The sequence below is a fragment of the Verrucosispora sp. TAA-831 genome, from assembly GCF_050780145.1.
In the GTDB taxonomy this organism is placed as follows: domain Bacteria; phylum Actinomycetota; class Actinomycetes; order Mycobacteriales; family Micromonosporaceae; genus Micromonospora.
Map to the genome: position 1 here is coordinate 2,372,054 of NZ_CP192240.1, position 20,913 is coordinate 2,392,966.

Consider the following 20,913-nt stretch of genomic DNA (forward strand, 5'->3'; position numbering starts at 1 on the left):
ACACCCCGGGTGTCCGATTCGACGATGTCGCCCGCCGACCGGCGGGGCGGACGGCGTGAGCGAGCGAGGTGAGCTGGGGCGTGGGCGTGCTCGGTCGACTGTTGGCAGCGGGGATCGGTGCGGCTGCCGCCCGGTACGCGCTACGTGGGATCCGTACCTCTCCGGCCGGGCCGACCCTGGCACGGACCAACTTCCGTGGCCGGACGGTGACGCTGGCGGCCGGACCGGCGCTGGCGGCGGGTGCCTCCGGCGCGGCGGCCTGCGGGGCGTCCAGCGTGCCGGCGGGCGCGGCGGCCCTGGTGGCCGGGCTCGGCGCCGGTGCGGTCGGGCTCTACGACGACGTGGCCGGTGCCCGACCCGAGCAGAAGGCGGACAAGGGCTTCGCGGGACACCTCGCCGCGCTGCGGCAGGGGCGGGTCAGCGCCGGCCTGGTCAAGGTCGTCGGGGTGGGGGCGGCCGGTCTGGGTGCCGCCGCGCTCCTCGCCGCCGACCCCCGGGTGGCCGGGCACCGTGGCCGCCGTCGCCAGGGCGGGTTGGGGCGGAGCGTGGACGTGCTGCTCGGCGCCGGTGTGGTGGCCGGCACCGCCAACCTGCTCAACCTGCTCGACCTGCGCCCCGGGCGGGCGTTGAAGTCGGGCCTGCTGCTCGGCACGCCGCTGGTCGGTGGCGCGTCCGGGGGGATCGCCGCCGGTGCGGTGGGTGCCGCCGCCGGGCTGCTCCCCGCCGACCTCGGTGAGGACGTGATGCTCGGCGACAGCGGGGCCAACGCCCTCGGTGCCGTGCTCGGCGTGGCGCTGGCCGCCCGCACCGGGCCGGTCGGTCGGGCCGGGATCCTGGCGGTGCTGGCCGGCCTGACGGCGGCCAGCGAGAAGGTCAGCTTCACCGCCGTCATCGCGCGTACTCCGGGCCTGCGTGAACTCGACGCGCTGGGCCGTCGCGACGACTGACGTGACGAGACCGACGCCCCTCGCCGGCGCCAGCCGGGTGGCCGGGGCCGCCGCGCTGATCGCCGTACTCACCGTGGTCAGCCGGCTCGCCGGGTTCGGCCGTACCGCCGTCTTCACCTGGGTGGTGCAGGGCAGCGACCTGGGCGCGATGTACGTGATCGCGAACACCGTCCCCAACATCATCTTCGAGATCGTGGCCGGTGGGGCGTTGGCCAGTCTGGTCGTACCGCTGCTGGCCGGTGCGGTCGCGGCGGGTGACCGGCGGGCCGTGGCGGCGACCACCGGCGCGCTGCTGACCTGGACGGTGACGCTGCTGGTACCGCTGGCGGTGCTGGTGGCCCTGGGCGCCGACCAGATCGTCTCGGTGTTCCACAGCCGAAGCCCGGAGGAGTTGGCGGCCGGGGCCCGGATGCTGCGGGTCTTCGCGCCGCAGGTGCCGCTGTACGGCATCGGCATCGTGCTGACCGGTGTGCTCCAGGCGCACCGCCGCTTCGCCTGGCCGGTGATCGCGCCGCTGCTGTCCAGCCTGACGGTGATCGTGGCGTACCTCGTCTTCGCCGCCGTGGCCGGTACCGGGGCGAGCGTGGCGCAGGCGGGCCGGGGCGCCGAGTTGATCCTGTCCGGCGGCACCACGCTCGGTGTGGTGGTGCTGTCGATGTCGCTGCTGATCCCGTTGCGGCGGCTGCGCCTGAGACTGCGTCCCGGGTACGGCTTCCCGGCCGACGCGCGGGCGCGGGTGGGTGGTCTGGTCACCGCCGGGGTGGTCACCGTCACCGCCCAACAGGTGGCCACGCTGGTGATCCTCTATCAGATCTCCGGCGGCCGGACCGAGGCCCCGCAGGTGTTCAACCTGGCGCAGACGTTCTATCTGCTGCCCTGGGCGGTGCTGGCGGTGCCGCTGGCCACGGCCGCGTACCCGACGTTGGCCGAGACGGCGGCCGGCGGCGACGAGGCCGGCTACCGCGACACCCTGTCCGGGACGGTGCGCGCGGTGCTGCTGTCCAGTTGCCTGGGCGCGGCGGCGCTGGTCGGGGTGGCCGGCCCGATCGGCCGGTTCTTCCCGCTGGACGCCTCCGCCACCGCCACGGCGGTGGCCGGGTTCGCGCCGGGACTGCTCGGGTACGGGCTGTTCGCGGTCCTGTCCCGTGCCCTGTACGCGCGCGGCGCGACCCGGGAGGCCACCGTCGCCATCAGTGCCGGTTGGCTGGCGGTCACGCTCGGTACGCTGCCGTTGGCGGCACTGCTCCCGACGTCCGACCGGGTGCTCGCCGTGGCGTTGGCCAACTCGGCCGGAATGCTGCTGCTCGGCGGGCTGCTGCTGGTGGCCGTGCGGCGCGCGGCCGGTCCGGCGGCGCTGGCCGGTGCCGTACGGGCCGGGGCCGCCGGGGTGTCGGCGGGTACGACGGCGGCGCTCGCGGCGCTGGTGCTGCTGGATTGGTGGGGCGAGACCCCGACGCGGTCGGCGGCACTCGTGCAGGGCATGCTGTCCGGAGTCCTGGTCGGAGTCGTCTTCCTCGGCGTGGTCTGGTTGGTCGACCGGCGGGACCTGCGGCCACTGCTGACCGGTCTGCGTCGACGCCTACGCCGGAGCAGCGGCGGGCGCGCGGACGGAAAGGCAAGTGGCGCGAACGGAGGGCGTAACCGGTGAGCGCGAGAGGTGCGGATGCCCGGTCGGGCACGGTGGTGTTGTTGCTCGCCTCCAGCACCGGTGGCGTCGGCCAGCATGTCCGGGCGGTGGCCCGCGGGTTGACGGCCGCCGGTGAGTCGGTGCTGGTCTGCGGGCCGGCAGCGACCCAGGACCAGTTCGACTTCGTCGGGGCCGGTGCCCGGTTCGCGCCGGTGGAGATCCCGGCCAGCCCGACGCCGGGCGACGTCCGCGCGATCACCGCGTTGCGTCGGGTGCTGGCCGGCGAGCAGGTGGCCGTGGTGCACGCGCACGGGCTGCGCGCCGGGTTGGTCGCGGTGCTCGCCCGGCCGGCCGCCCCGCTGGTGGTGACCTGGCACAACGCGGTGCTCGTCGGTGGGCTGCGGGGCAGCCTGTCCCGGTGGGCCGAGAAGATGGTGGCCCGGGGTGCGCAGGTGACGCTCGGGGCCTCCGCCGACCTGGTGGCCCGCGCCGTCGGGCTCGGCGCCGGAGACGCCCGGCTCGCCCCGGTGGCCGCTCCCGAGCTGCCCGCGCCGCGCCGGGGGAGGACCGCCGTCCGGGCCGAGTTCGGGGTGGCCGCCGACCAGCCGCTGATCCTGTCGGTGGGCCGGCTGCACCCGCAGAAGCGGTACGACGTGTTGGTGGACGCCGCCGCCCGGTGGCGGGAGCGGGTCCCGCCGCCCGCCGTGGTGATCGCCGGGAGTGGTCCGGCGTACCTGCCGTTGGCCGCCCGGATCAGTGCCGCCCGGGCGCCGGTGACCCTGCTCGGGCACCGTACCGACGTGGCCGACCTGCTGGCCGGGGCGGACCTGGCGGTGGTGACCAGCGACTGGGAGGCCCGCCAACTGTTCGCCCAGGAGGCGCTGCGGGCCGGCGTACCGCTGGTGGCGACCGAGGTGGGCGGCCTGCCGGATCTGGTGGGGGACGCCGCGGTGCTGGTGCCGCCGGGTGACGTCGACGCGGTCGACGCGGCGGTCGGCGACCTGCTCGACGACGCGCCGCGCCGGGCCGAGCTGGGCCGGCAGGGGGTGGTGCGGGCCGAGACCTGGCCCACCGAGGCGCAGACGGTGGCCCAGTTGGTCGCGCTCTACGCCGAGCTGACCTCGGGCCGGGCCGGGCCGGCGACGCCCGACGCCGACACGCCGTCGACGGGACGCCGGTGATGCTGCGCCGAATCGCACCGATCCTGTTGACCCTGCTCGTGGTGGCGCTCGGCGTCACCGTGCTGGCGGCACGTCCGGAGAGTCCGCCGCCCCGGCAGAGCGCCGACTACGTGGTGCTGGTCGGGGTGGCCGGGCTGCGGTGGGAGGACGTGGACCCGCAGCGCACGCCGACGCTGTGGCGGATGGCGCAGGAGGGCTCGATCGGCTCGCTGTCGGTGCGGTCGGTGTACCGGCCCACCTGTCCGGTGGACGGCTGGCTCACGCTCGGTGCGGGTGGCTTCGCCGCGTGGGGCGGGGGTCCGACCGATGGGCGGTGTCCGCCGGCCGACGTGACGGTGGACCAGCCCGACGGCATCGGCGCGAACCTGCCCCAGCAGGAGAGCGTGGTGCTGCGCAACCAGGAGCGGCTGCCGTGGGGCACGGTGCCGGGCGCGTTGTCGGAGTCGGTGCGCTGCTCGGTGGCGGTGGGTCCGGGGGCGGCGGTGGCCGCCGCGCGGCCGTTCGGCCGGGTCGACCGGTACGCGCCGACGCTGCCGGAGGATCCAGCCGAGCTGCTCGGTTCCTGCGTGCTCAGCATCGTCGACCTCGGCACCGTCGAGGGCGAGGACGAGGTGTCCCGGTCGGCGGCGGCCCGCGTGGCCGACGCCCAACTGGCCCGGGTGCTGGAGGGTCGGCCGCCGCGTTCGCTGGTGATCGTCGCCGGGGTCTCCGACACCGAGCGGCCGTCCCGGCTGCACGTGGCCGTCGCCGACGGCCCGGGCTGGGAGGAGGGCTGGTTGACCTCGCCCAGCACCGGCCGGCAGGGCTACCTGCAACTGATCGACCTCGCGCCGACCGCGCTGGCGGCCCTGGGTCGGCCGATGCCGGACCGACCGTTCCTCGGCCGGCCCGCCGAGTCGGTCGGCGGCCGTCCGGCCGACCTGGCCGCCGCGATCGCCGAGCCCGCCGACGCGGACCGGGAGTCGGCCGCGCAGCGGCAGGTGGCGGGCGGGTTCTTCACGCTGCTGGCCGCCGTGCAGGTGGCGCTCGCCCTGGCGGTGTTGCCGCTGCTGCGCCGCGCCCGCCGGCACGCGGGGCCGTACGGGCCCAAGCCGGTGTCCCGTCGGGTGGTGGCGGTGGTGGAACTGCTGCTGGTGGCGGCGGCGCTGGCCATCCCGGCGGCCCTGCTCGCCGAGGCCGTGCCGTGGTGGCGCAACGTGTACCCGGCCGCCTCGTTCGCCGGGCTGACCATGGTGCTGCTGGCCGCGGCGACGCTGCTGGTGCGGCTGACGCCGGGGTACGGCACCACGTTGGGGCCGCTGGGCGCGGTGGCCGGACTCACCACGTTGGCCGTCGGCCTGGACGTGGTCACCGGGGCCCGGCTCCAGCTCAACGGTGTGATCGGGTACTCGGCTCTGGAGGGCGGCCGGTACGCCGGGCTCGGCACCGTGGGACTCGGCGTGTTCGTGGCCGGCGCGCTGCTGACCGGCGGCTGGCTCGCCCAGCACGTCCGGCGGGCGTGGCGGCCGATGGTGATGGTGGTGGTGGGCGGTGCCGCCGTGGTGGTGGTCGGCAGCGCGTACCTGGGTGCCGACTCGATCGGCGCGATCGCGTTGACCGCCGGGGTGAGCGTCGCGGCGGCGATCAGCGCGGGCGGCTGGCTGACGCTGACCCGGTTGGCCTGGGCGACCATGGCCGGGTTGGCGGTGATGGTCGGGTTCGCGGTGGTGGACCTGGGCCGTCCACCGGCCGATCGCGGCAGCCTGGGCCGGTTCCTCGCGGCGCTCGGCGACGGCACCGGTGGGCTGACCGTGCAGCGGTCCAGCGCCTCGAACATCGACACCCTGCTGAACAGCCCGCTGACCGTGCTGGCGCTGGCCGGTGCGCTGCTGGTCTGGTTCGCGCTGTTGCAGCCCTGGGGTGGGCTGATGCGGCTGTTCGGCATCTACCCGGCGATCCGGGCGGCGATGGCGGGCACCGGCGTGGCGGTCGGTATCGGCGGGGTGCTGAGCGCGGCGGCGCTGGACGTGGCCGGTGCGGCGGCGGCCGTGGTGGTGCCGATGGCGGCGTTGTCCGCGTTGCGGGTGCTCGACCACTCGGCGGACCGTACCCGGCCGGCCACCGACCGGCCGTCCGACGTCATCCGGTCCGACGACCGCACGGGCGACGCGGCGGCCCCAGAGGCCGAGGACGCGACGCGGGCCGGTGTGCCGGTGGGGGAGGGGCCCGCGCCCGCTGCGGAGGGTGAGCGCGGGCGTGGCCGGGCGGTACGGTCGTCGGCGGAGGTCGCCACCGGGTGACCCCGAGGGCCGTACCTCGGGTGCGGCCCCGGAGCGCCGCAGGCGAGGTGTTACCGTGGAATCCCGTGGATCGCGTGATCACTTCGCTGATCGGCTCGGCGGTCTGCACGACCGCGACGGACGACACGGGAGCAGGCCTTGGCCCCTTCAGCACGGACGACCAGGCACATTTTCGTCACCGGGGGCGTCGCCTCCTCGCTGGGTAAGGGGTTGACCGCCTCCAGCCTCGGCAACCTGCTCACCGCGCGGGGACTACGCGTGGTGATGCAGAAACTCGACCCGTACCTGAACGTCGACCCCGGCACCATGAACCCGTTCCAGCACGGCGAGGTGTTCGTGACCGAGGACGGCGCCGAGACCGACCTGGACGTCGGTCACTACGAGCGCTTCCTGGACCGGGCCCTGTCCGGCAAGGCGAACGTCACCACCGGCCAGATCTACTCGGACGTGATCGCCAAGGAGCGGCGCGGGGAGTACCTGGGCGACACCGTCCAGGTGATCCCGCACATCACCAACGAGATCAAGTCGCGGATCCTGGCGATGGCCGACCCGGACGACGACGGACGCACCCCGGACGTGGTGATCACCGAGGTCGGCGGCACCGTCGGCGACATCGAGTCGCTGCCGTTCCTGGAGGCGATCCGGCAGGTCCGGCACGACCTGGGCCGCGACAACTGCTTCTATCTGCACGTCTCGCTGGTGCCGTACCTGGCGCCCTCGGGCGAGCTGAAGACCAAGCCGACCCAGCACTCGGTGGCGCAACTGCGCAACATCGGTATCCAGCCCGACGCCATCGTCTGCCGCTCGGACCGGGAGATCCCGGACAAGCTCAAGCACAAGCTGTCGCTCTACTGCGACGTCGACGCCGAGGCGGTCATCGCCGCCCCGGACGCGCCCAGCATCTACGACATCCCGAAGGTGCTGCACCGCGAGGGGCTCGACGCGTACGTGGTGCGCCGGCTCGGGCTCTCCTTCCGGGACGTGGACTGGGAGGGCTGGGACGACCTGCTGGAGCGGGTGCACCAGCCCCGGCGCACGGTCACCGTGGCGCTGGTCGGCAAGTACGTCGACCTGCCCGACGCGTACCTGTCGGTCAGCGAGGCGATCCGGGCGGCCGGCTTCGGCAACCGGGCCCGGGTGCAGGTGCGCTGGGTACCCAGCGACGACTGCGTCACCCCGGCGGGCGCGGCGGCTGCGCTGGCCGGTGTCGACGGCATCGTCATCCCCGGCGGGTTCGGCGTCCGGGGCATCGAGGGCAAGATCGGCACCGCCCGGTACGCGCGGGAGAACGGCGTCCCGCTGCTCGGGCTCTGCCTCGGCCTGCAGTGCATGACCATCGAGGTGGCCCGGCACCTGGCCGGGCTGGACGGCGCCAACTCCCTGGAGTTCGACTCCGAGGCCGTGCACCCGGTCATCGCCACCATGGCCGACCAGGAGGACATCGTGGCCGGCAAGGGCGACCTGGGCGGCACCATGCGGCTGGGCGCGTACCCGGCGGCGCTCGCCGAGGGGTCGATCGTCGCCGAGGCGTACGGCAGCACCGAGGTCAGCGAGCGGCACCGGCACCGGTACGAGGTGAACAACGCCTACCGGGACCAGCTCGCCAAGGCCGGGCTGCGGATCTCCGGTACCTCGCCGGACGGGCGGCTGGTCGAGTTCGTCGAGCTGGACCGCGAGCTGCACCCGTTCTTCGTGGCCACCCAGGCCCACCCGGAGCTGAAGAGCCGCCCCACCCGACCGCACCCGCTGTTCGCCGCGTTCGTGCAGGCGGCGGTGGCGTACTCGCAGGCCGACCAGCTTCCGGTCGACCTGGACGGTGCCGAGCGAGCCACCCGCAACGGCACCGTCCCGACGGTGCCCTCGGCGTCGTGAGCGACCTCGGCAAGGCGGTCGAGCACCGCTACGAGGTGCTCTCCCGCGAGGTGCGGTACCGCGGTCGCATCTTCGACGTGGTCACCGAGCAGGTGAGCATGCCCGGCGGCGGCACGGCCCCCCGGGACCTGGTCCGGCACCTCGGCGCGGTGGCTGTGGTGGCGCTGGACGCCGCCGGTCAGGTGGTGCTGATCCGGCAGTACCGCCAGCCGATCGGTCGGCGTCTGTGGGAGCTGCCGGCCGGGCTGACCGACGTCGCCGGCGAGGACCCGGCGGTGACCGCGGCCCGGGAACTGGCCGAGGAGGTCGACCTGACCGCCGGCCGGTTCGACGTGCTGGTCGACGTGCACAGCTCACCCGGGTTCACCGACGAACTGGTCCGGGTCTTCCTGGCCCGGGACCTCGGCGAGGTGCCGATGGAGCAGCGGCACGACCGGCACGACGAGGAGGCCGACCTCCAGATCGTCCGGATCGACCTGGACGAGGCGGTCGGCATGGCCCTGGCCGGCGAGATCACCAACGGGCCGTGCGTGGCCGGGTTGCTGGCCGCCGCCCGCGCCCGCGACTCCGGTTGGTCGGTGCTGCGTCGGGCGGACACCCCGCTGCCGGGCTGACCGGGACCACGACGACAGGGGCCGCGCGGATCACCGCGCGGCCCCTGTCGTATGCCGGATCAGTCGCGCAGCGGGCGACCCTGTCCGTCGACGCCACCGTTGACCAGGATCAGGATGCCGTCGATCAGACCCCAGAGGCTGCCGATACCGCAGGTCACCAGTGTGACGATGAGCTGGATGACACCGGTCTTGGTGTCGCCCATGTAGAACCGGCCGACGCCGAAGCCGCCCAGCAGGATCTGCAGGACGCCGGCGATGACCTTGCTCTTGTCGGAAACGCCCTGGGGATACCCGGGCTGATAGGGGGGAGTAGTCATGAGGCGACACGATAGTGATCGACACCGACGGTGTCCGCACCGGTAGGCACCACGTGGGACGATGAGGCCCAATACTGTCCTGTCGGCTGAGGAGACACTAGCCGGTGGGCTGCCGGTACACCTGACAGATCGTCAGGGTTCGCGGCCACCGGATGTCATGGTGCACTCTCCCGCGACGCACGGGTACGCCTAAACTGCCGCCCACGGGACCGGTCGACCGTCGCGGCAAAGGGGCCGCCGCGGCACCGCCCAGTCGGGGAGAGCGGTCCCCGGAGAGAGGTGTCTGCATCGTGAAGGTCGGCATCCCCCGCGAGGTCAAGAACCACGAGTACCGGGTGGCGATCACGCCCGCAGGCGTCAACGAGTTCACCCGCGGCGGTCACCAGGTCTTCGTCGAGGCCGGTGCCGGGGTCGGATCCAGCATCACCGACGAGGAGTTCACCGCGGCCGGCGCCAAGATCCTGGACACCGCCGACGAGGTGTGGGCCGCCGCCGACCTGGTGCTCAAGGTCAAGGAACCGGTCGCCGAGGAGTACCACCGGATGCGCGCGGGGCAGGTCCTCTTCACCTACCTGCACCTGGCCGCCTCGCGGGACTGCACCCAGGCACTGCTCGACCGCGAGGTCACCGGCATCGCGTACGAGACGGTCGAACTGCCGGACCGCTCGCTGCCGCTGCTCGCCCCGATGTCCGAGGTGGCCGGTCGGCTCGCCCCGCAGGTCGGCGCGTTCTATCTGATGCGCACCGGTGGCGGCCGGGGTGTGCTGCCCGGCGGCGTCTCCGGCGTGTACGCGGCGAAGACGGTGGTCATCGGTGCCGGGGTCTCCGGCATGAACGCCGCCGCGATCGCGCTGGGCCTACAGTCCGAGGTGCTGCTGCTGGACAAGAACGTCGGCCGGTTGCGGCAGGCCGACGCCATCTACCGGGGACACCTCCAGACCGTCGCCTCCAACGCGTACGAGATCGAACGGGCCGTGCTCGACGCGGACCTGGTCATCGGCGCGGTGCTGGTGCCCGGCGCCAAGGCCCCGAAGCTGATCTCGAACGAGCTGGTGTCCCGGATGAAGCCCGGTAGCGTGCTCGTCGACATCGCCATCGACCAGGGCGGCTGCTTCGAGGACTCGCGGCCGACCACGCACGACGAACCGGTCTACCGGGTGCACGAATCGATCTTCTACTGCGTGGCGAACATGCCCGGCGCGGTGCCGAACACCAGCACGTACGCGTTGACCAACGTCACCCTGCCGTACGCCCTCGAACTGGCCAACCACGGCTGGCGTGAGGCGTCGCGGCGCGACCCGGCGCTGGCCCTGGGCCTGAACACCCATGCCGGTCAGGTCGTCTACGGCCCGGTGGCCGAGGCGCACGGGCTGCCCACCCTCGCGCTCACCGAGGCGCTAGGGGGGTAACGCTGAGCACGGCGACCGACGAACGGGCCGGCCCCGAGCCGGCGCCGGCCCTGCGTCGTGCGCTGCGCGGCTACCTCGACCACCTCACCGTCGAACGGGGACTGGCCGCCAACACCCTCGCCTCGTACCGCCGTGACCTGGACCGCTACCTGGACTCGCTGGCCGCCGCCGGGGTGGACGACCTCGGCGGGGTCTCGGCCACCGAGATCGAACGGCACCTGGCCCGGCTGCGTACCGGCGACGACGGCCGCCCGCCGCTGGCGGTCTCCTCGGCCGCCCGCGCCGCCAGCGCCGTGCGCGGCCTGCACCGCTTCGCGCTGCGCGAGGGCCTGGCCGGAGCCGACCCGAGCCGGGACGTACGCCCACCCACCCCACCCCGTCGACTGCCCCGCGCCCTGCCGGTCGACGCGGTGGTCCGGCTGCTGGAGACCGCCGGCCCGGTGGACGCGGCGGGGGAGCAGGCGCCGCTGGCGCTGCGCGACCGGGCGCTGCTGGAGTTCCTGTACGCCACCGGCGCCCGGATCTCCGAGGCGATCGGCGTGGCCGTGGACGACGTGGACCTCGACGACGGGGTGGTGCTGCTGCACGGCAAGGGCGGACGCAGCCGCCTGGTGCCGGTCGGCGGGCACGCGCTACGGGCCCTCGGCGCCTACCTGGTCCGCGCCCGGCCCGGACTGGTCACCGCCGGCCGGGGCACCCCGAAGGTGTTCCTGAACTCCCGGGGCGGCCCGCTGACCCGGCAGGGCGCCTGGACCGTGCTGCGCCGAGCCGCCGCCCGGGCCGGCCTGCCGGTGGACGGGCCGGAGGCGGTCTCCCCGCACACCCTGCGACACTCGTACGCGACCCACCTGCTCGACGGCGGCGCCGACGTCCGGGTGGTGCAGGAACTGCTCGGCCACGCCTCGGTCACCACCACCCAGGTCTACACACTGGTGACCGTGGACCGGCTGCGCGAGGTCTACGCCACCGCACACCCGCGCGCCCGGCACCGACGGTGAGGCGCGCCACGCCGGCGGGCGCAGCGGCGCCGCACCCACCGGACCGGCCGGTGGGTGCGGGCCGGGACGGCACCGGCCCGGCTGGTCGACGTGGGCCGGGACGGCGCCGGTCGGTACCGCCGTCCGACACGCCGAGCGGGTAGTGAACGCCCTGCTGGCCGGTGGCGTACAGTCGGGATCGGCGCGGCCCGGCGGCGGGATGACCGGGGTGCGCAGCGGCGCCGCGAAGGACGTCGGGCGGCTCCGACGCCAGATGGTCGTCGGGAGGGGGCAACGAGGACATGGCTGGCAACGGTGACCGTGCCGAGACCTGGACGTCGGAGCTCCGCGAACAGCAGAACGCGCTCGGCTCGGACCTCGGTCCGGCCGACCCGGCCGCCTACACGATGCGCAAGCCCATCCCCGAGCCGATGCCCACCGACCGGCACGGCCCGGCGCGGATCATCGCGATGGCCAACCAGAAGGGTGGCGTCGGCAAGACCACGACCACCATCAACCTCGGTGCCGCGCTCGCCGAGTACGGCCGCAAGGTCCTCCTGGTCGACTTCGACCCGCAGGGCGCCCTCTCCGTCGGGCTGGGCGTCAACCCGCACAACCTCGACCTGTCGGTCTACAACCTGCTGATGCAGGACGACGTCACCGCCGAGGACGTCCTGATCAAGACCGACGTGGCCGGGCTGCACCTGCTGCCCGCCAACATCGACCTCTCCGCCGCCGAGATACAGCTCGTCAACGAGGTCGCCCGCGAGATGGCGCTGGCCCGGGTGCTCAGGAGCGTCCGCAAGGAGTACGACTACATCCTGATCGACTGCCAGCCGTCACTCGGCCTGCTGGCGATCAACGCGTTGACCGTGGCGCACGGCGTACTCATCCCGCTGGAGTGCGAGTTCTTCAGCCTGCGTGGTGTCGCCCTGCTGCTGGACACCATCGACAAGGTACGCGAGCGGCTCAACTTCGACCTGGAGCTCGAAGGCATCCTCGCCACCATGTACGACAGCCGCACCACGCACTGTCGCCAGGTGCTCCAGCGGGTGGTGGAGGCGTTCGGCGACAAGGTCTACCAGACGGTCATCACCAAGACGGTGAAGTTCCCCGAGTCGACGGTCGCCGGTGCCCCGATCACCACGCTCGACCCGGCCTCCTCGGGAGCCCGCAACTACCGTCAGTTGGCCCGCGAGGTGATCGCCGCGCAGGCGGAGCGGTAGGCCGGTAACCATCGGTGTCCAGGCCGTGGACTACGGTCGTCGGCGTGACCGCGCCGCCCGCCGACCCGACCGCCGCACCGGAGCAGCCGCTCGCGGCTGACCTCGGCGCGCCGGATGCGACTCCGGTTGTCCTGTCGGACCCGGACGCCGCGGACACCGGCAGGTTCACGGTGCGGCTGGACAACTTCACCGGCCCGTTCGACCTGCTGCTGCAACTGATCGGCAAGCACAAACTCGACGTCACCGAGGTCGCGCTGCACCAGGTGACCGACGAGTTCATCGCGTACATCCGGGCCATGGGCGACGACTGGGACCTCGACGAGGCGAGCGAGTTCCTGCTGGTCGCCGCCACCCTGCTCGACCTCAAGGCGGCCCGGCTGCTGCCCTCGGCCGAGGTGGAGAACGAGGAGGACCTCGCCCTGCTGGAGGCGCGGGACCTGCTCTTCGCCCGGCTGTTGCAGTACAAGTCGTACAAGGAGGCGGCGGCGCACATCGCGGTGCTGGAGGAGGTCGGCGGTCGCCGCTACCCGCGCGCGGTCACCCTGGAGGCCAGGTACGCCGAGGCGCTGCCCGACCTGGTACTCGGCATCGGCCCGCAGCGACTGCTCAAGCTCGCCGTCAGGGCGATGACCCCGAAGCCGGTGCCCGAGGTCTCCATCGCCCACGTGCACATGGTCCGGGTCAGTGTCCGGGAACACGCCGCGATCATCAGCGAGCGGCTGCGCCGCGCCGGCACCGCCACCTTCTCGCTGCTCTGCGCCGACTGCGAGGCCACCCTCGAGGTGGTCGCCCGGTTCCTGGCACTGTTGGAGCTGTACCGGCAGGGCGTGGTCGCCTTCGTGCAGGAACAGGCGCTGGAGGAGCTGACCGTGCGCTGGACCGGCCCCGCCGACGCCAGCCCGACCCTGACCATCGACGAGTACGCGGGCAGCCCCGACGAGCCCGCCCCCGCCGGCGCACCGGCCGGAGCCGGTTCGGGTGTGTCCACGACCGAGCCTGGTGCGCCGTCGGCCGGGCCGGTTGCGGCGTCGGGCGATGCGGTGACGACCGAGGAGCGTGCCGGATGACCAACGAGGAACGCCGGGACTCCCTGGCCGACCAGGCCGCCGCCTGGATCCCGCCCTGGCAGCGCACCGCCCCCGAATCCAACGCCCCGGGTCCGGCCACTCCTGATCCCGTCGAGTCCGCTCGCGCGGAGCCCGATCCTGCCGCCCCGGAAACCGCCGAACCCGGGGCAGCTCCGGATCCTGGTGCAGAAGTGCCCCGCCAGGGGCCGCCGGTGACCACGATCGCGGAGGAGGGGGCGGGGCGGAGGCCGCGGGGCGGTGGGCGGGCGCGGGTGGTGCCGGAGCCGCCGCCGGTGCTCGACGACGCCGAGCTGCGCGGGGCGCTGGAGGCGATCCTGCTGGTGGTGGACGAACCGGTCAGCGAGCTGACGCTGGCCCAGGTCCTCGAACAGCCCGCCGAGCGGGTCGGGCCGATGCTGGACCAGATCGCCGCGAGCTACACCACCGCCGGGCACGGGTTCGAGCTACGTCGGGCGGCCGGTGGGTGGCGGCTCTACACCCGGCCGGAATACGCCACCTACGTGGAACGGTTCGTGCTCGACGGGCAGTCGGTCCGGCTGACCCAGGCCGCGCTGGAGACGCTCGCGGTGGTGGCGTACCGGCAGCCGGTGACCCGGTCGCGGATCTCCGCCATCCGGGGCGTCAACTGTGACGGGGTGATCCGTACCCTGGTGACCCGTGGGCTGATCGAGGAGTGTGGCACCGAGTCGGACAGCGGGGCCTATCTGTACCGGACGAGCACGATGTTCCTGGAGAAGCTCGGTCTGAACAGCCTCGACGACCTGCCGCCCCTGGCCCCGTTCCTCCCCGACGACGTAGAAGAGCTTGCTGATGCCGCGCGATGACCGCACCCCCCGCCCCGACGCCCCCGTCTACACCGGCCCGGAACGCCTGCAGAAGGTGCTCGCCGCGGCGGGAGTGGGCTCCCGGCGCGCCTGCGAGGACCTGATCTTCCGTCGGCGGGTGACGGTCAACGGGCGGGTCGCCCAGCTCGGCGACAAGGTGGACCCGACCAACGCCGTCATCCACGTCGACGGCGAGCGGCTGGTGGCCGACACCCGGCTGGTGTACCTGGCGTTGAACAAGCCCCGTGGCGTGGTCTCCACCATGGCCGACGAGAAGGGGCGCACCGCGCTGGCCGACTTCGTCGGCAACCGGGTCGAGCAGCGTGTCTACCACGTCGGGCGGCTCGACGCGGACAGCGAGGGCCTGCTGCTGCTCACCAACGACGGGACGTTGGCGCACCGGCTGATGCACCCCTCCTACGGGGTGGCCAAGACGTACCTGTGCGAGGTGGCCGGGCCGATCCCGCGCCACCTCGGCAAGCGCCTCGCCGCCGGCATCGAGTTGGAGGACGGCCCGGTCACCGTGGACGCGTTCCGGGTGGTGGGCAGTCTGGGACGTACCGCCCAGGTCGAGCTGACCCTGCACGAAGGCCGCAAACACATCGTCCGTCGCCTGCTCGACGAGGTCGGACACCCGGTGAGTCGGCTGGTGCGTACCTCCATCGGGCCGATCCGGCTCGGCGACCTGCGTCCCGGGCGCACTCGGCGCCTGACCAACGCGGAGGTCGCCGCCCTGTTCAAGGCCGTGGGTGACTGACCCCGCGCTCGCGGGTACCGCTGACGGTAGGCTCCTGGCGGCCCGGAAGGGCCGACGGGCCGTGCGCCACGGCGCCGGGCATGATGGAAGCTGTGTGGGCAACCGCTCGCGTCCGCCGATGGGCGGATCGCGGGGTACGGGCTGAGGAGGACAACGGTGGAGGAAAACGTACCGGCCGGGCGCTGCGTGGTCGCTGTGGACGGGCCGTCCGGTTCGGGTAAGTCCACCGTCTCCCGGCGGCTGGCGGCGAGCCTCACCGCCCGCTACCTCGACACCGGGGCGATGTACCGGGCGATCACCTGGGCGGTGCTGCGTTCCGGCGTCGAACTCACCGACGCCCAGGCGGTCGCCAAGGTCGCCGCCGAGGTCGACCTGCGGATCGGCACCGACCCCACCGGCTACGGCGTCACCGCCGACGGTGTCGGCGTCGAGGCCGAGATCCGGGGTCCCGAGGTGACCGCCGCCGTCTCCGCCGTGGCCTCCGTGCCGGCGGTCCGGGCACTGCTGGTGGCCCGGCAGCGCGACATGATCGCCAAGGCGGGCCGGATCGTGGTCGAGGGCCGCGACATCGGTTCCGTGGTCGCCCCCGACGCCGACCTCAAGGTCTACCTCACCGCCTCGGCGGCGGCCCGTGCCGCACGTCGCAGCGCCGAGGACGCCTCCGACGTGGCGGCGACCGCCGCCGACCTGGCCCGCCGGGACGAGATCGACTCGACCCGCAAGGCCGATCCGCTCGCCCAGGCCCCCGACGCCGTGGTGCTGGACACCACCGAGCTGGGCATCGACGAGGTCGTGGCGAAGCTGCGGGCGCTGCTCGCCGAGCGGAACGTGGCGTGACCGGGCGCGACAACCTGCCGGCTCGGCCGGTGACCGGACCATCCGGCGCGGTGGCGTGGACGTTTCCCGCCACCGGCCAACGAAACGAGGCGTGGGCGTGACTGACAACGACGGTTGGGTGGAGCTGCGGGAGACGGACCTCGACCTTGAGGAGCCGACCGGTCCGCAGCCGGTGGTGGCCGTGGTCGGCCGCCCCAACGTCGGCAAGTCCACCCTGGTCAACCGGATCATCGGGCGCCGCCAGGCGGTCGTCGAGGACGTACCCGGGGTGACCCGGGACCGGGTCCCGTACGACGCGCAGTGGTCTGGGCGGACCTTCACCGTGGTGGACACCGGCGGCTGGGAACCGGACGCGAAGGACCGGGCGGCGGCCATCGCCGCGCAGGCCGAGACGGCCGTGTTCACCGCCGACGTGGTGATCTTCGTGGTCGACGCGACGGTGGGCTCCACCGACGTCGACGAGGCGGCGGTGAAGATGCTGCGGCGCAGCGCCAAGCCGGTCATCCTGGTGGCCAACAAGGCCGACAACACCAACATCGAGCTGGAGGCCACCTCGCTGTGGTCGCTCGGCCTCGGCGAGCCGCACCCGGTCTCGGCCCTGCACGGCCGGGGTTCCGGCGACCTGCTCGACACCATCATGGCCGCACTGCCCGAAGCACCGAAGATCGTGGAGAACCGGCCGCGCGGCCCCCGTCGGGTGGCCCTGGTCGGTCGGCCCAACGTCGGCAAGTCCAGCCTGCTGAACCGCTTCTCCGGCGAGGAACGCGCGGTGGTCGACGCGGTCGCCGGCACCACCGTCGACCCGGTCGACAGTCTGGTCACCATCGGCGGCGACACCTGGCACCTGGTCGACACCGCCGGCCTGCGCAAGCGGGTCGGCAAGGCCAGCGGCACCGAGTACTACGCCAGCCTGCGGACCGCCTCGGCGATCGAGGCGGCCGAGGTGGCGGTGGTGCTGCTCGACTCCAGCGAGCCGATCAGCGAGCAGGACCAGCGGATCCTGACCATGGTCACCGAGGCCGGGCGGGCACTCGTCATCGCCTTCAACAAGTGGGACCTGGTCGACGCCGACCGCCGGTACTACCTGGACAAGGAGATCGAACGGGAGCTGCGCCGCATCCCGTGGGCGATCCGGTTGAACCTGTCGGCGAAGACCGGCCGGGCCGTCGACAAGCTCGCCGCCGGCCTGCACCGGGCCCTGGCGAGCTGGGAGACCCGGATCCCCACCGCGCAGCTCAACGGCTGGCTCACCGCCCTGGTGCAGGCCACCCCGCACCCGGTACGCGGGGGACGGGCCCCCCGTATCCTGTTCGCCACCCAGGCCGGGGTGGCCCCGCCGCGCTTCGTCCTCTTCACCACCGGCCCGCTGGACGCCGGTTACCAGCGCTTCGTGGAACGCAAGCTCCGCGAGGAGTTCGGCTTCGAGGGCAGCCCCATCGAGATCTCGGTACGCCCCCGCAAGAAGCTCGGCCCCGGCGGCCGAGGCAAGGCCCACGGCTGACCCACACCCCACCCTCCTAGGACGTTCTAGGAGTGGTGTGGGTGGTCACGACAGCGGGGAGGGGGCTGTGCGGCGCAGAGGGAAAGCTGCGCTAAGCTGTACCGGCTGTCGCGGGCAGGACGACGCGGGAGCATCGGGACGTGGCGCAGTTTGGTAGCGCACTTGACTGGGGGTCAAGGGGTCGTCGGTTCGAATCCGGCCGTCCCGACACTTGCTAGGAAACCCGTTGACCAGGACGTAAGCCCTGGTCAACGGGTTTTAATGCATTCTGCGCCGGTAGGGCATTGCTGATCTAGACGGCGCGTAGCTGGGGACCATCTGGGGACCGGCGAGCCTTCAGATGGGCGCTGAGCGCCGTTCCCGCGTCAACGAATGACTGCCGGTCGGGGTGTAGGTAGCGCTGGGTCGTGGTCAGCGACCCGTGTCCCGCGATCTTCCGTAGGACGTGCACCGGTACGCCTGCGTCGGCCATCCAGGTGAGGCCGGTGTGTCGCAGGTCGTGTCTGCGTAGGTGCTCGAATCCGAGTTTGGTCACCACCTCGTCCCAATGCGTCGCGTCACGGAGTACGGCGGTACTGATCCGGCCACCGCGTGGACCGGTGAACAGCCGGGACTCCGGCTTGGATGCGGAGTCCAGGCGGTGAGCGACGATCGGCCGTACCTCTTCGATCAGCGGCACGGTCCGTGCGCGCTTGCGCCACCCTGCCAGGTACGGATCAAGCGTTTTGCGTTCCAAGCCGCGTAGAGCCAGCGTCAACGCCCAACGCCGCCGGACGCTTCCATCCCGCGAAGAGCGGGGCCCGGGCCGAGCAGTGGCCGGCGTGATCAGCGGTATCTGATGCCGAACAGGCGCGACCAGATGGAGACGCCGCCCCAGTGCCTGACCTGTTCGTGGATCTGTCGGGGAATGAGCACCATCCGGCCAAAGTCCGGATGGTGATGCCACACCCAGCTCGGTGGGAGGCGGGAGATACCGGCGAGCTTGTTGGCGAGTTCGACGTCCCGGGCCCGGTAGCCGGTGAGCCAGCCGATGTGCACGTCCCCACCGGGGAAGATGTGATCCTCGAAGCCTTCGAAGGGGGCCCCGTCGATCGCCATGAAATGGCGCTCCCGCTCGTATGCCCGCTTGTATCTCACGTACAGGCTGATTGCCTCATCGGTGACCTCCGCACCGCGTAGCGTCAGGGCCGCTCTGGCCTCCCGCAACTCGTTGAGCGTCCCGCCGATTACCAGGCTGCCGGTCTCGTCGGCGATGAACACCTTGAGCCATTGCAGCAGCCGGGAGCTGATACCCGAGGTGATCGCCGACTCGACGATTATCGGTGTCACCAGGCCCATCGCAAACGAGGCGACATTGAGGAAGTTCTGCATGGTGTCGTACGCGCGCCGCAGCTCGTAGGCACGTCCGATCTCCGACTCGGGTGGCTCCGGATAGCGCCAGTCTGCAGCTACGAATCCGACCACCGGGGAGATCCCGGCCGCCTGGTCGAACAGCCAGTTCCAGGCGGACTGTTTTGCTACTTCCCACTCCTCCTCAGCGGTCGCGTACTCACGTTCGGCCGGTCGTGTCGGGTCGTGAGCAGGCACGAGCGGTCGTGGCGGGACGACGATGGTATCGGGAGGAAACACCAGCGGATCCCCGGTGGTTCCGCTGCCGCTGGCCAGCAGCAACGACTCCGAACCCCAGCACAACCGCCACCAATCCTCCTTGGTCAGATCGGGCGGCGGCCAAGTGGTTACGCCGGCATCGTCGGTGTTCCCAGGTCCGGTCGTGCCGGTGCTGCCGTGGGTGGTCGCATCCGGGCTGGTGGCGCCCGGCTCGGTGGTGTCGGTTTCGCTCGGGTCGCCGGAAACCGGGTCCGTGCGGCCCGGCCCGGTTCCGCCTGAGTCGGCGGCACCCGAGCCGTCCGTATCGGGTGCAGACGCACCCGGATGGGTCGTAACGCCACCGGAACTGCGGGAGTTCGTCGGCCCTCTGTCGGAGTGCCCACCGTGGAGGTCGCCGGGGCGGCGGTTGAGACGGGATCCGATCCAGACGGACGCGCCGTGGTGAGTTCCCCCGTTCACACCGATCCACGGATCGGTCGATCCGGCCAGGCCGGTCGAACCTCGGTCGACCGCGCCGGTGGCAGTGGTCGAGCTTCCGTGGCCGGAGTCGGCACCCGTCCCGACAGTGGGTGCGGCATCGGTGAAGTGCCACAGGTGGTTGCCCATATCGTAGGTTGGCGTTGAGTGCAGGCCGGGGAAGCCGTGGGTACGGAAGTAGTGCAGCGCCTCGCGGGCGGTGCCGCGGCCGTGACTCAGACGTGCGACGAGGGCCGCCTCGGCCGGGCTCGTCGCGGCATCCGTGTAGATGACGGTCCGGCCGCCATGCGCCGAGCCGCGACACCCCTGCGGAACGACACCGTATCGGTGTTCGTACCATCCGCAGTCGATCTCGCCGGCAGTGTTCTCGGCCTGCATTCGGTGCTCATCGCTCACAGCTCGGAACCGATCTCGTACGGGGCTTCGGGGTAAACAGCGTCACTACGCGCCCGGACGGTGCCGGTCTCCTCGTCGAAGAGGATCCCTACGGCGGCGGACGAGGTGTCGCCCATCGATACATAGACCGGCACCTCCGTCGTGCCGTCGACACCGATGATCCGGGACCCCGACTCCGTCCGGGCCAATGGTGGGAACTTGCCGAACCCGTCAAGATCGTTGCGATCTTCGGTAACGAACTCGACAGCCGCCCGGACCCGGACACCGGCCGGGCCGGTCACGGAGAAACGGATCTCCATCCATTCCGCAATACCGCCCTGGTAGCTGAGGCCAGCGGCGGTGATTGACCACGGTTGTGTCGCGTTGACGTTCACCCCTACCGTGACCGCAGCGTCGGGGGCGCCCACCGGTTCGAGCCGCAGCGTCCGGCGCACCGAGGGCGCCTCCTCATCAGCCGACACGGTGACCACCAGCATGACGGAAGACCGACCCGCGACCGTAATCGATGAGGGTCGTACCGAGGCAACCACCATCTCGGAGCTGTCGAGGTCCGCCGTGAGAGTCAGCCGTGCGTCGCTCTCATCGACGTTCGTGACATCAGTGAGCAGTACGGAGGCGGCACCGGCGGAGAGCGTCAAATCGCTGAGGCGGGGGACGACGCGCCAGTTCGGCATGAACGATCCTCTCTCGACGTGCTGCTAGTCGAGCATCCCGAGGTGTCTAGCCGAGTGTCAACGTCCGTCCGGACCAACCCATGTTCGAGCAGAGCATTGGACCGAGACATGTTTGAAAGAGGAGCAGAGTACTAACCTCGATGATTCGCGCCTGACGCTGGCTCGTTCCGCCCGGTGGGTCTGATCGTTGGTGGGTCTGTCAAACGAACGGTGTGATCACGGCGCGAGATCGGCTTGACGGCATCGAGAATCGGATCACCGATCCGGTACGGCGCACCTCGAAGTGATGTCGTGCAACTGCC

Annotated in this window: 17 protein-coding genes, 1 tRNA gene and 1 pseudogene; 15 read left to right on the top strand and 4 right to left on the bottom strand. The window is 72.3% G+C overall.

The genetic code is table 11. The features are described 5' to 3' along the window. Positions 1–80: 80 nt before the first annotated feature. The 6 genes from ACQVFL_RS10785 (at position 81) to ACQVFL_RS10810 (ending at position 8,520) form a co-directional block, all read left to right on the top strand. The gene (locus ACQVFL_RS10785) at positions 81–947 is read left to right on the top strand and encodes a hypothetical protein (protein WP_396699510.1); all 867 of its coding nucleotides are present in this window, start codon (positions 81–83) and stop codon (positions 945–947) included. A gap of 1 nt (position 948) precedes the next feature. Next, the gene (gene murJ / locus ACQVFL_RS10790) at positions 949–2,595 is read left to right on the top strand and encodes a murein biosynthesis integral membrane protein MurJ (RefSeq protein WP_396699489.1); all 1,647 of its coding nucleotides are present in this window, start codon (positions 949–951) and stop codon (positions 2,593–2,595) included. After that, on the top strand, positions 2,592–3,755 hold the full coding sequence (locus ACQVFL_RS10795; protein ID WP_431729270.1) for a glycosyltransferase family 4 protein: 1,164 nt from the start codon (positions 2,592–2,594) through the stop codon (positions 3,753–3,755). The genes murJ and ACQVFL_RS10795 overlap by 4 nt, the downstream gene beginning before the upstream one ends. Beyond that, a complete protein-coding gene (locus ACQVFL_RS10800) occupies positions 3,755–6,034 on the top strand; it encodes a hypothetical protein (RefSeq protein ID WP_431729271.1) in 2,280 nt (759 codons plus the stop codon). Before ACQVFL_RS10795 ends, ACQVFL_RS10800 begins: the two co-directional genes overlap by 1 nt. Before the next feature lie 138 nt (positions 6,035–6,172). Beyond that, the gene (locus ACQVFL_RS10805; RefSeq protein ID WP_431729272.1) at positions 6,173–7,906 is read left to right on the top strand and encodes a CTP synthase; all 1,734 of its coding nucleotides are present in this window, start codon (positions 6,173–6,175) and stop codon (positions 7,904–7,906) included. Next, positions 7,903–8,520, top strand: a complete 618-nt coding sequence (locus tag ACQVFL_RS10810; RefSeq protein ID WP_431729273.1) for an NUDIX domain-containing protein — start codon at positions 7,903–7,905, stop codon at positions 8,518–8,520. Before ACQVFL_RS10805 ends, ACQVFL_RS10810 begins: the two co-directional genes overlap by 4 nt. Before the next feature lie 59 nt (positions 8,521–8,579). Here ACQVFL_RS10810 and ACQVFL_RS10815 read toward each other — a convergent pair whose 3' ends face one another. After that, positions 8,580–8,909 carry a TM2 domain-containing protein gene (locus tag ACQVFL_RS10815; protein ID WP_396699479.1) on the bottom strand — a complete coding sequence of 110 codons (330 nt, stop codon included), beginning with the start codon at positions 8,907–8,909 and terminating at the stop codon, positions 8,580–8,582. A 218-nt stretch (positions 8,910–9,127) separates the two neighbouring features. Between ACQVFL_RS10815 and ald the strand changes: the two genes are divergently transcribed. The 9 genes from ald (at position 9,128) to ACQVFL_RS10860 (ending at position 17,664) form a co-directional block, all read left to right on the top strand. Further along, positions 9,128–10,246: an alanine dehydrogenase gene (gene ald / locus ACQVFL_RS10820; protein WP_396699476.1), complete on the top strand. Its 1,119-nt coding sequence runs from the start codon at positions 9,128–9,130 to the stop codon at positions 10,244–10,246. Between the two features lie 2 nt (positions 10,247–10,248). Next, a complete protein-coding gene (locus ACQVFL_RS10825) occupies positions 10,249–11,244 on the top strand; it encodes a tyrosine recombinase (RefSeq protein ID WP_431729814.1) in 996 nt (331 codons plus the stop codon). 281 nt (positions 11,245–11,525) lie between these two features. Then, positions 11,526–12,449, top strand: a complete 924-nt coding sequence (locus ACQVFL_RS10830) for a ParA family protein (RefSeq protein ID WP_117230487.1) — start codon at positions 11,526–11,528, stop codon at positions 12,447–12,449. 44 nt (positions 12,450–12,493) lie between these two features. Continuing rightward, positions 12,494–13,516, top strand: coding sequence for a segregation and condensation protein A (locus ACQVFL_RS10835; protein WP_431729274.1), 1,023 nt, complete (start codon positions 12,494–12,496; stop codon positions 13,514–13,516). Further along, positions 13,513–14,361 (top strand): SMC-Scp complex subunit ScpB, encoded by an 849-nt coding sequence (gene scpB / locus ACQVFL_RS10840; RefSeq protein ID WP_431729275.1) that lies wholly within the window; start codon positions 13,513–13,515, stop codon positions 14,359–14,361. The genes ACQVFL_RS10835 and scpB overlap by 4 nt, the downstream gene beginning before the upstream one ends. After that, the gene (locus ACQVFL_RS10845; protein WP_396699469.1) at positions 14,348–15,118 is read left to right on the top strand and encodes a pseudouridine synthase; all 771 of its coding nucleotides are present in this window, start codon (positions 14,348–14,350) and stop codon (positions 15,116–15,118) included. The genes scpB and ACQVFL_RS10845 overlap by 14 nt, the downstream gene beginning before the upstream one ends. Before the next feature lie 156 nt (positions 15,119–15,274). After that, positions 15,275–15,955 carry a (d)CMP kinase gene (gene cmk / locus ACQVFL_RS10850; RefSeq protein WP_396699467.1) on the top strand — a complete coding sequence of 227 codons (681 nt, stop codon included), beginning with the start codon at positions 15,275–15,277 and terminating at the stop codon, positions 15,953–15,955. Positions 15,956–16,052: 97 nt separating this feature from the next. After that, positions 16,053–17,456, top strand: a complete 1,404-nt coding sequence (gene der, locus ACQVFL_RS10855; protein WP_396699465.1) for a ribosome biogenesis GTPase Der — start codon at positions 16,053–16,055, stop codon at positions 17,454–17,456. A 134-nt stretch (positions 17,457–17,590) separates the two neighbouring features. Continuing rightward, positions 17,591–17,664: transfer RNA gene (locus ACQVFL_RS10860), tRNA-Pro, on the top strand. A gap of 84 nt (positions 17,665–17,748) precedes the next feature. Here ACQVFL_RS10860 and ACQVFL_RS10865 read toward each other — a convergent pair. From ACQVFL_RS10865 to ACQVFL_RS10875, 3 genes and pseudogenes are all read right to left on the bottom strand, one after another. Further along, positions 17,749–18,150, bottom strand: a pseudogene (locus ACQVFL_RS10865) (tyrosine-type recombinase/integrase); the annotation flags it as partial. A 131-nt stretch (positions 18,151–18,281) separates the two neighbouring features. After that, positions 18,282–19,919, bottom strand: a complete 1,638-nt coding sequence (locus ACQVFL_RS10870) for an HNH endonuclease (protein ID WP_431729276.1) — start codon at positions 19,917–19,919, stop codon at positions 18,282–18,284. 14 nt (positions 19,920–19,933) lie between these two features. Further along, positions 19,934–20,611 carry a hypothetical protein gene (locus ACQVFL_RS10875; protein WP_431729277.1) on the bottom strand — a complete coding sequence of 226 codons (678 nt, stop codon included), beginning with the start codon at positions 20,609–20,611 and terminating at the stop codon, positions 19,934–19,936. Positions 20,612–20,913 lie beyond the last annotated feature (302 nt).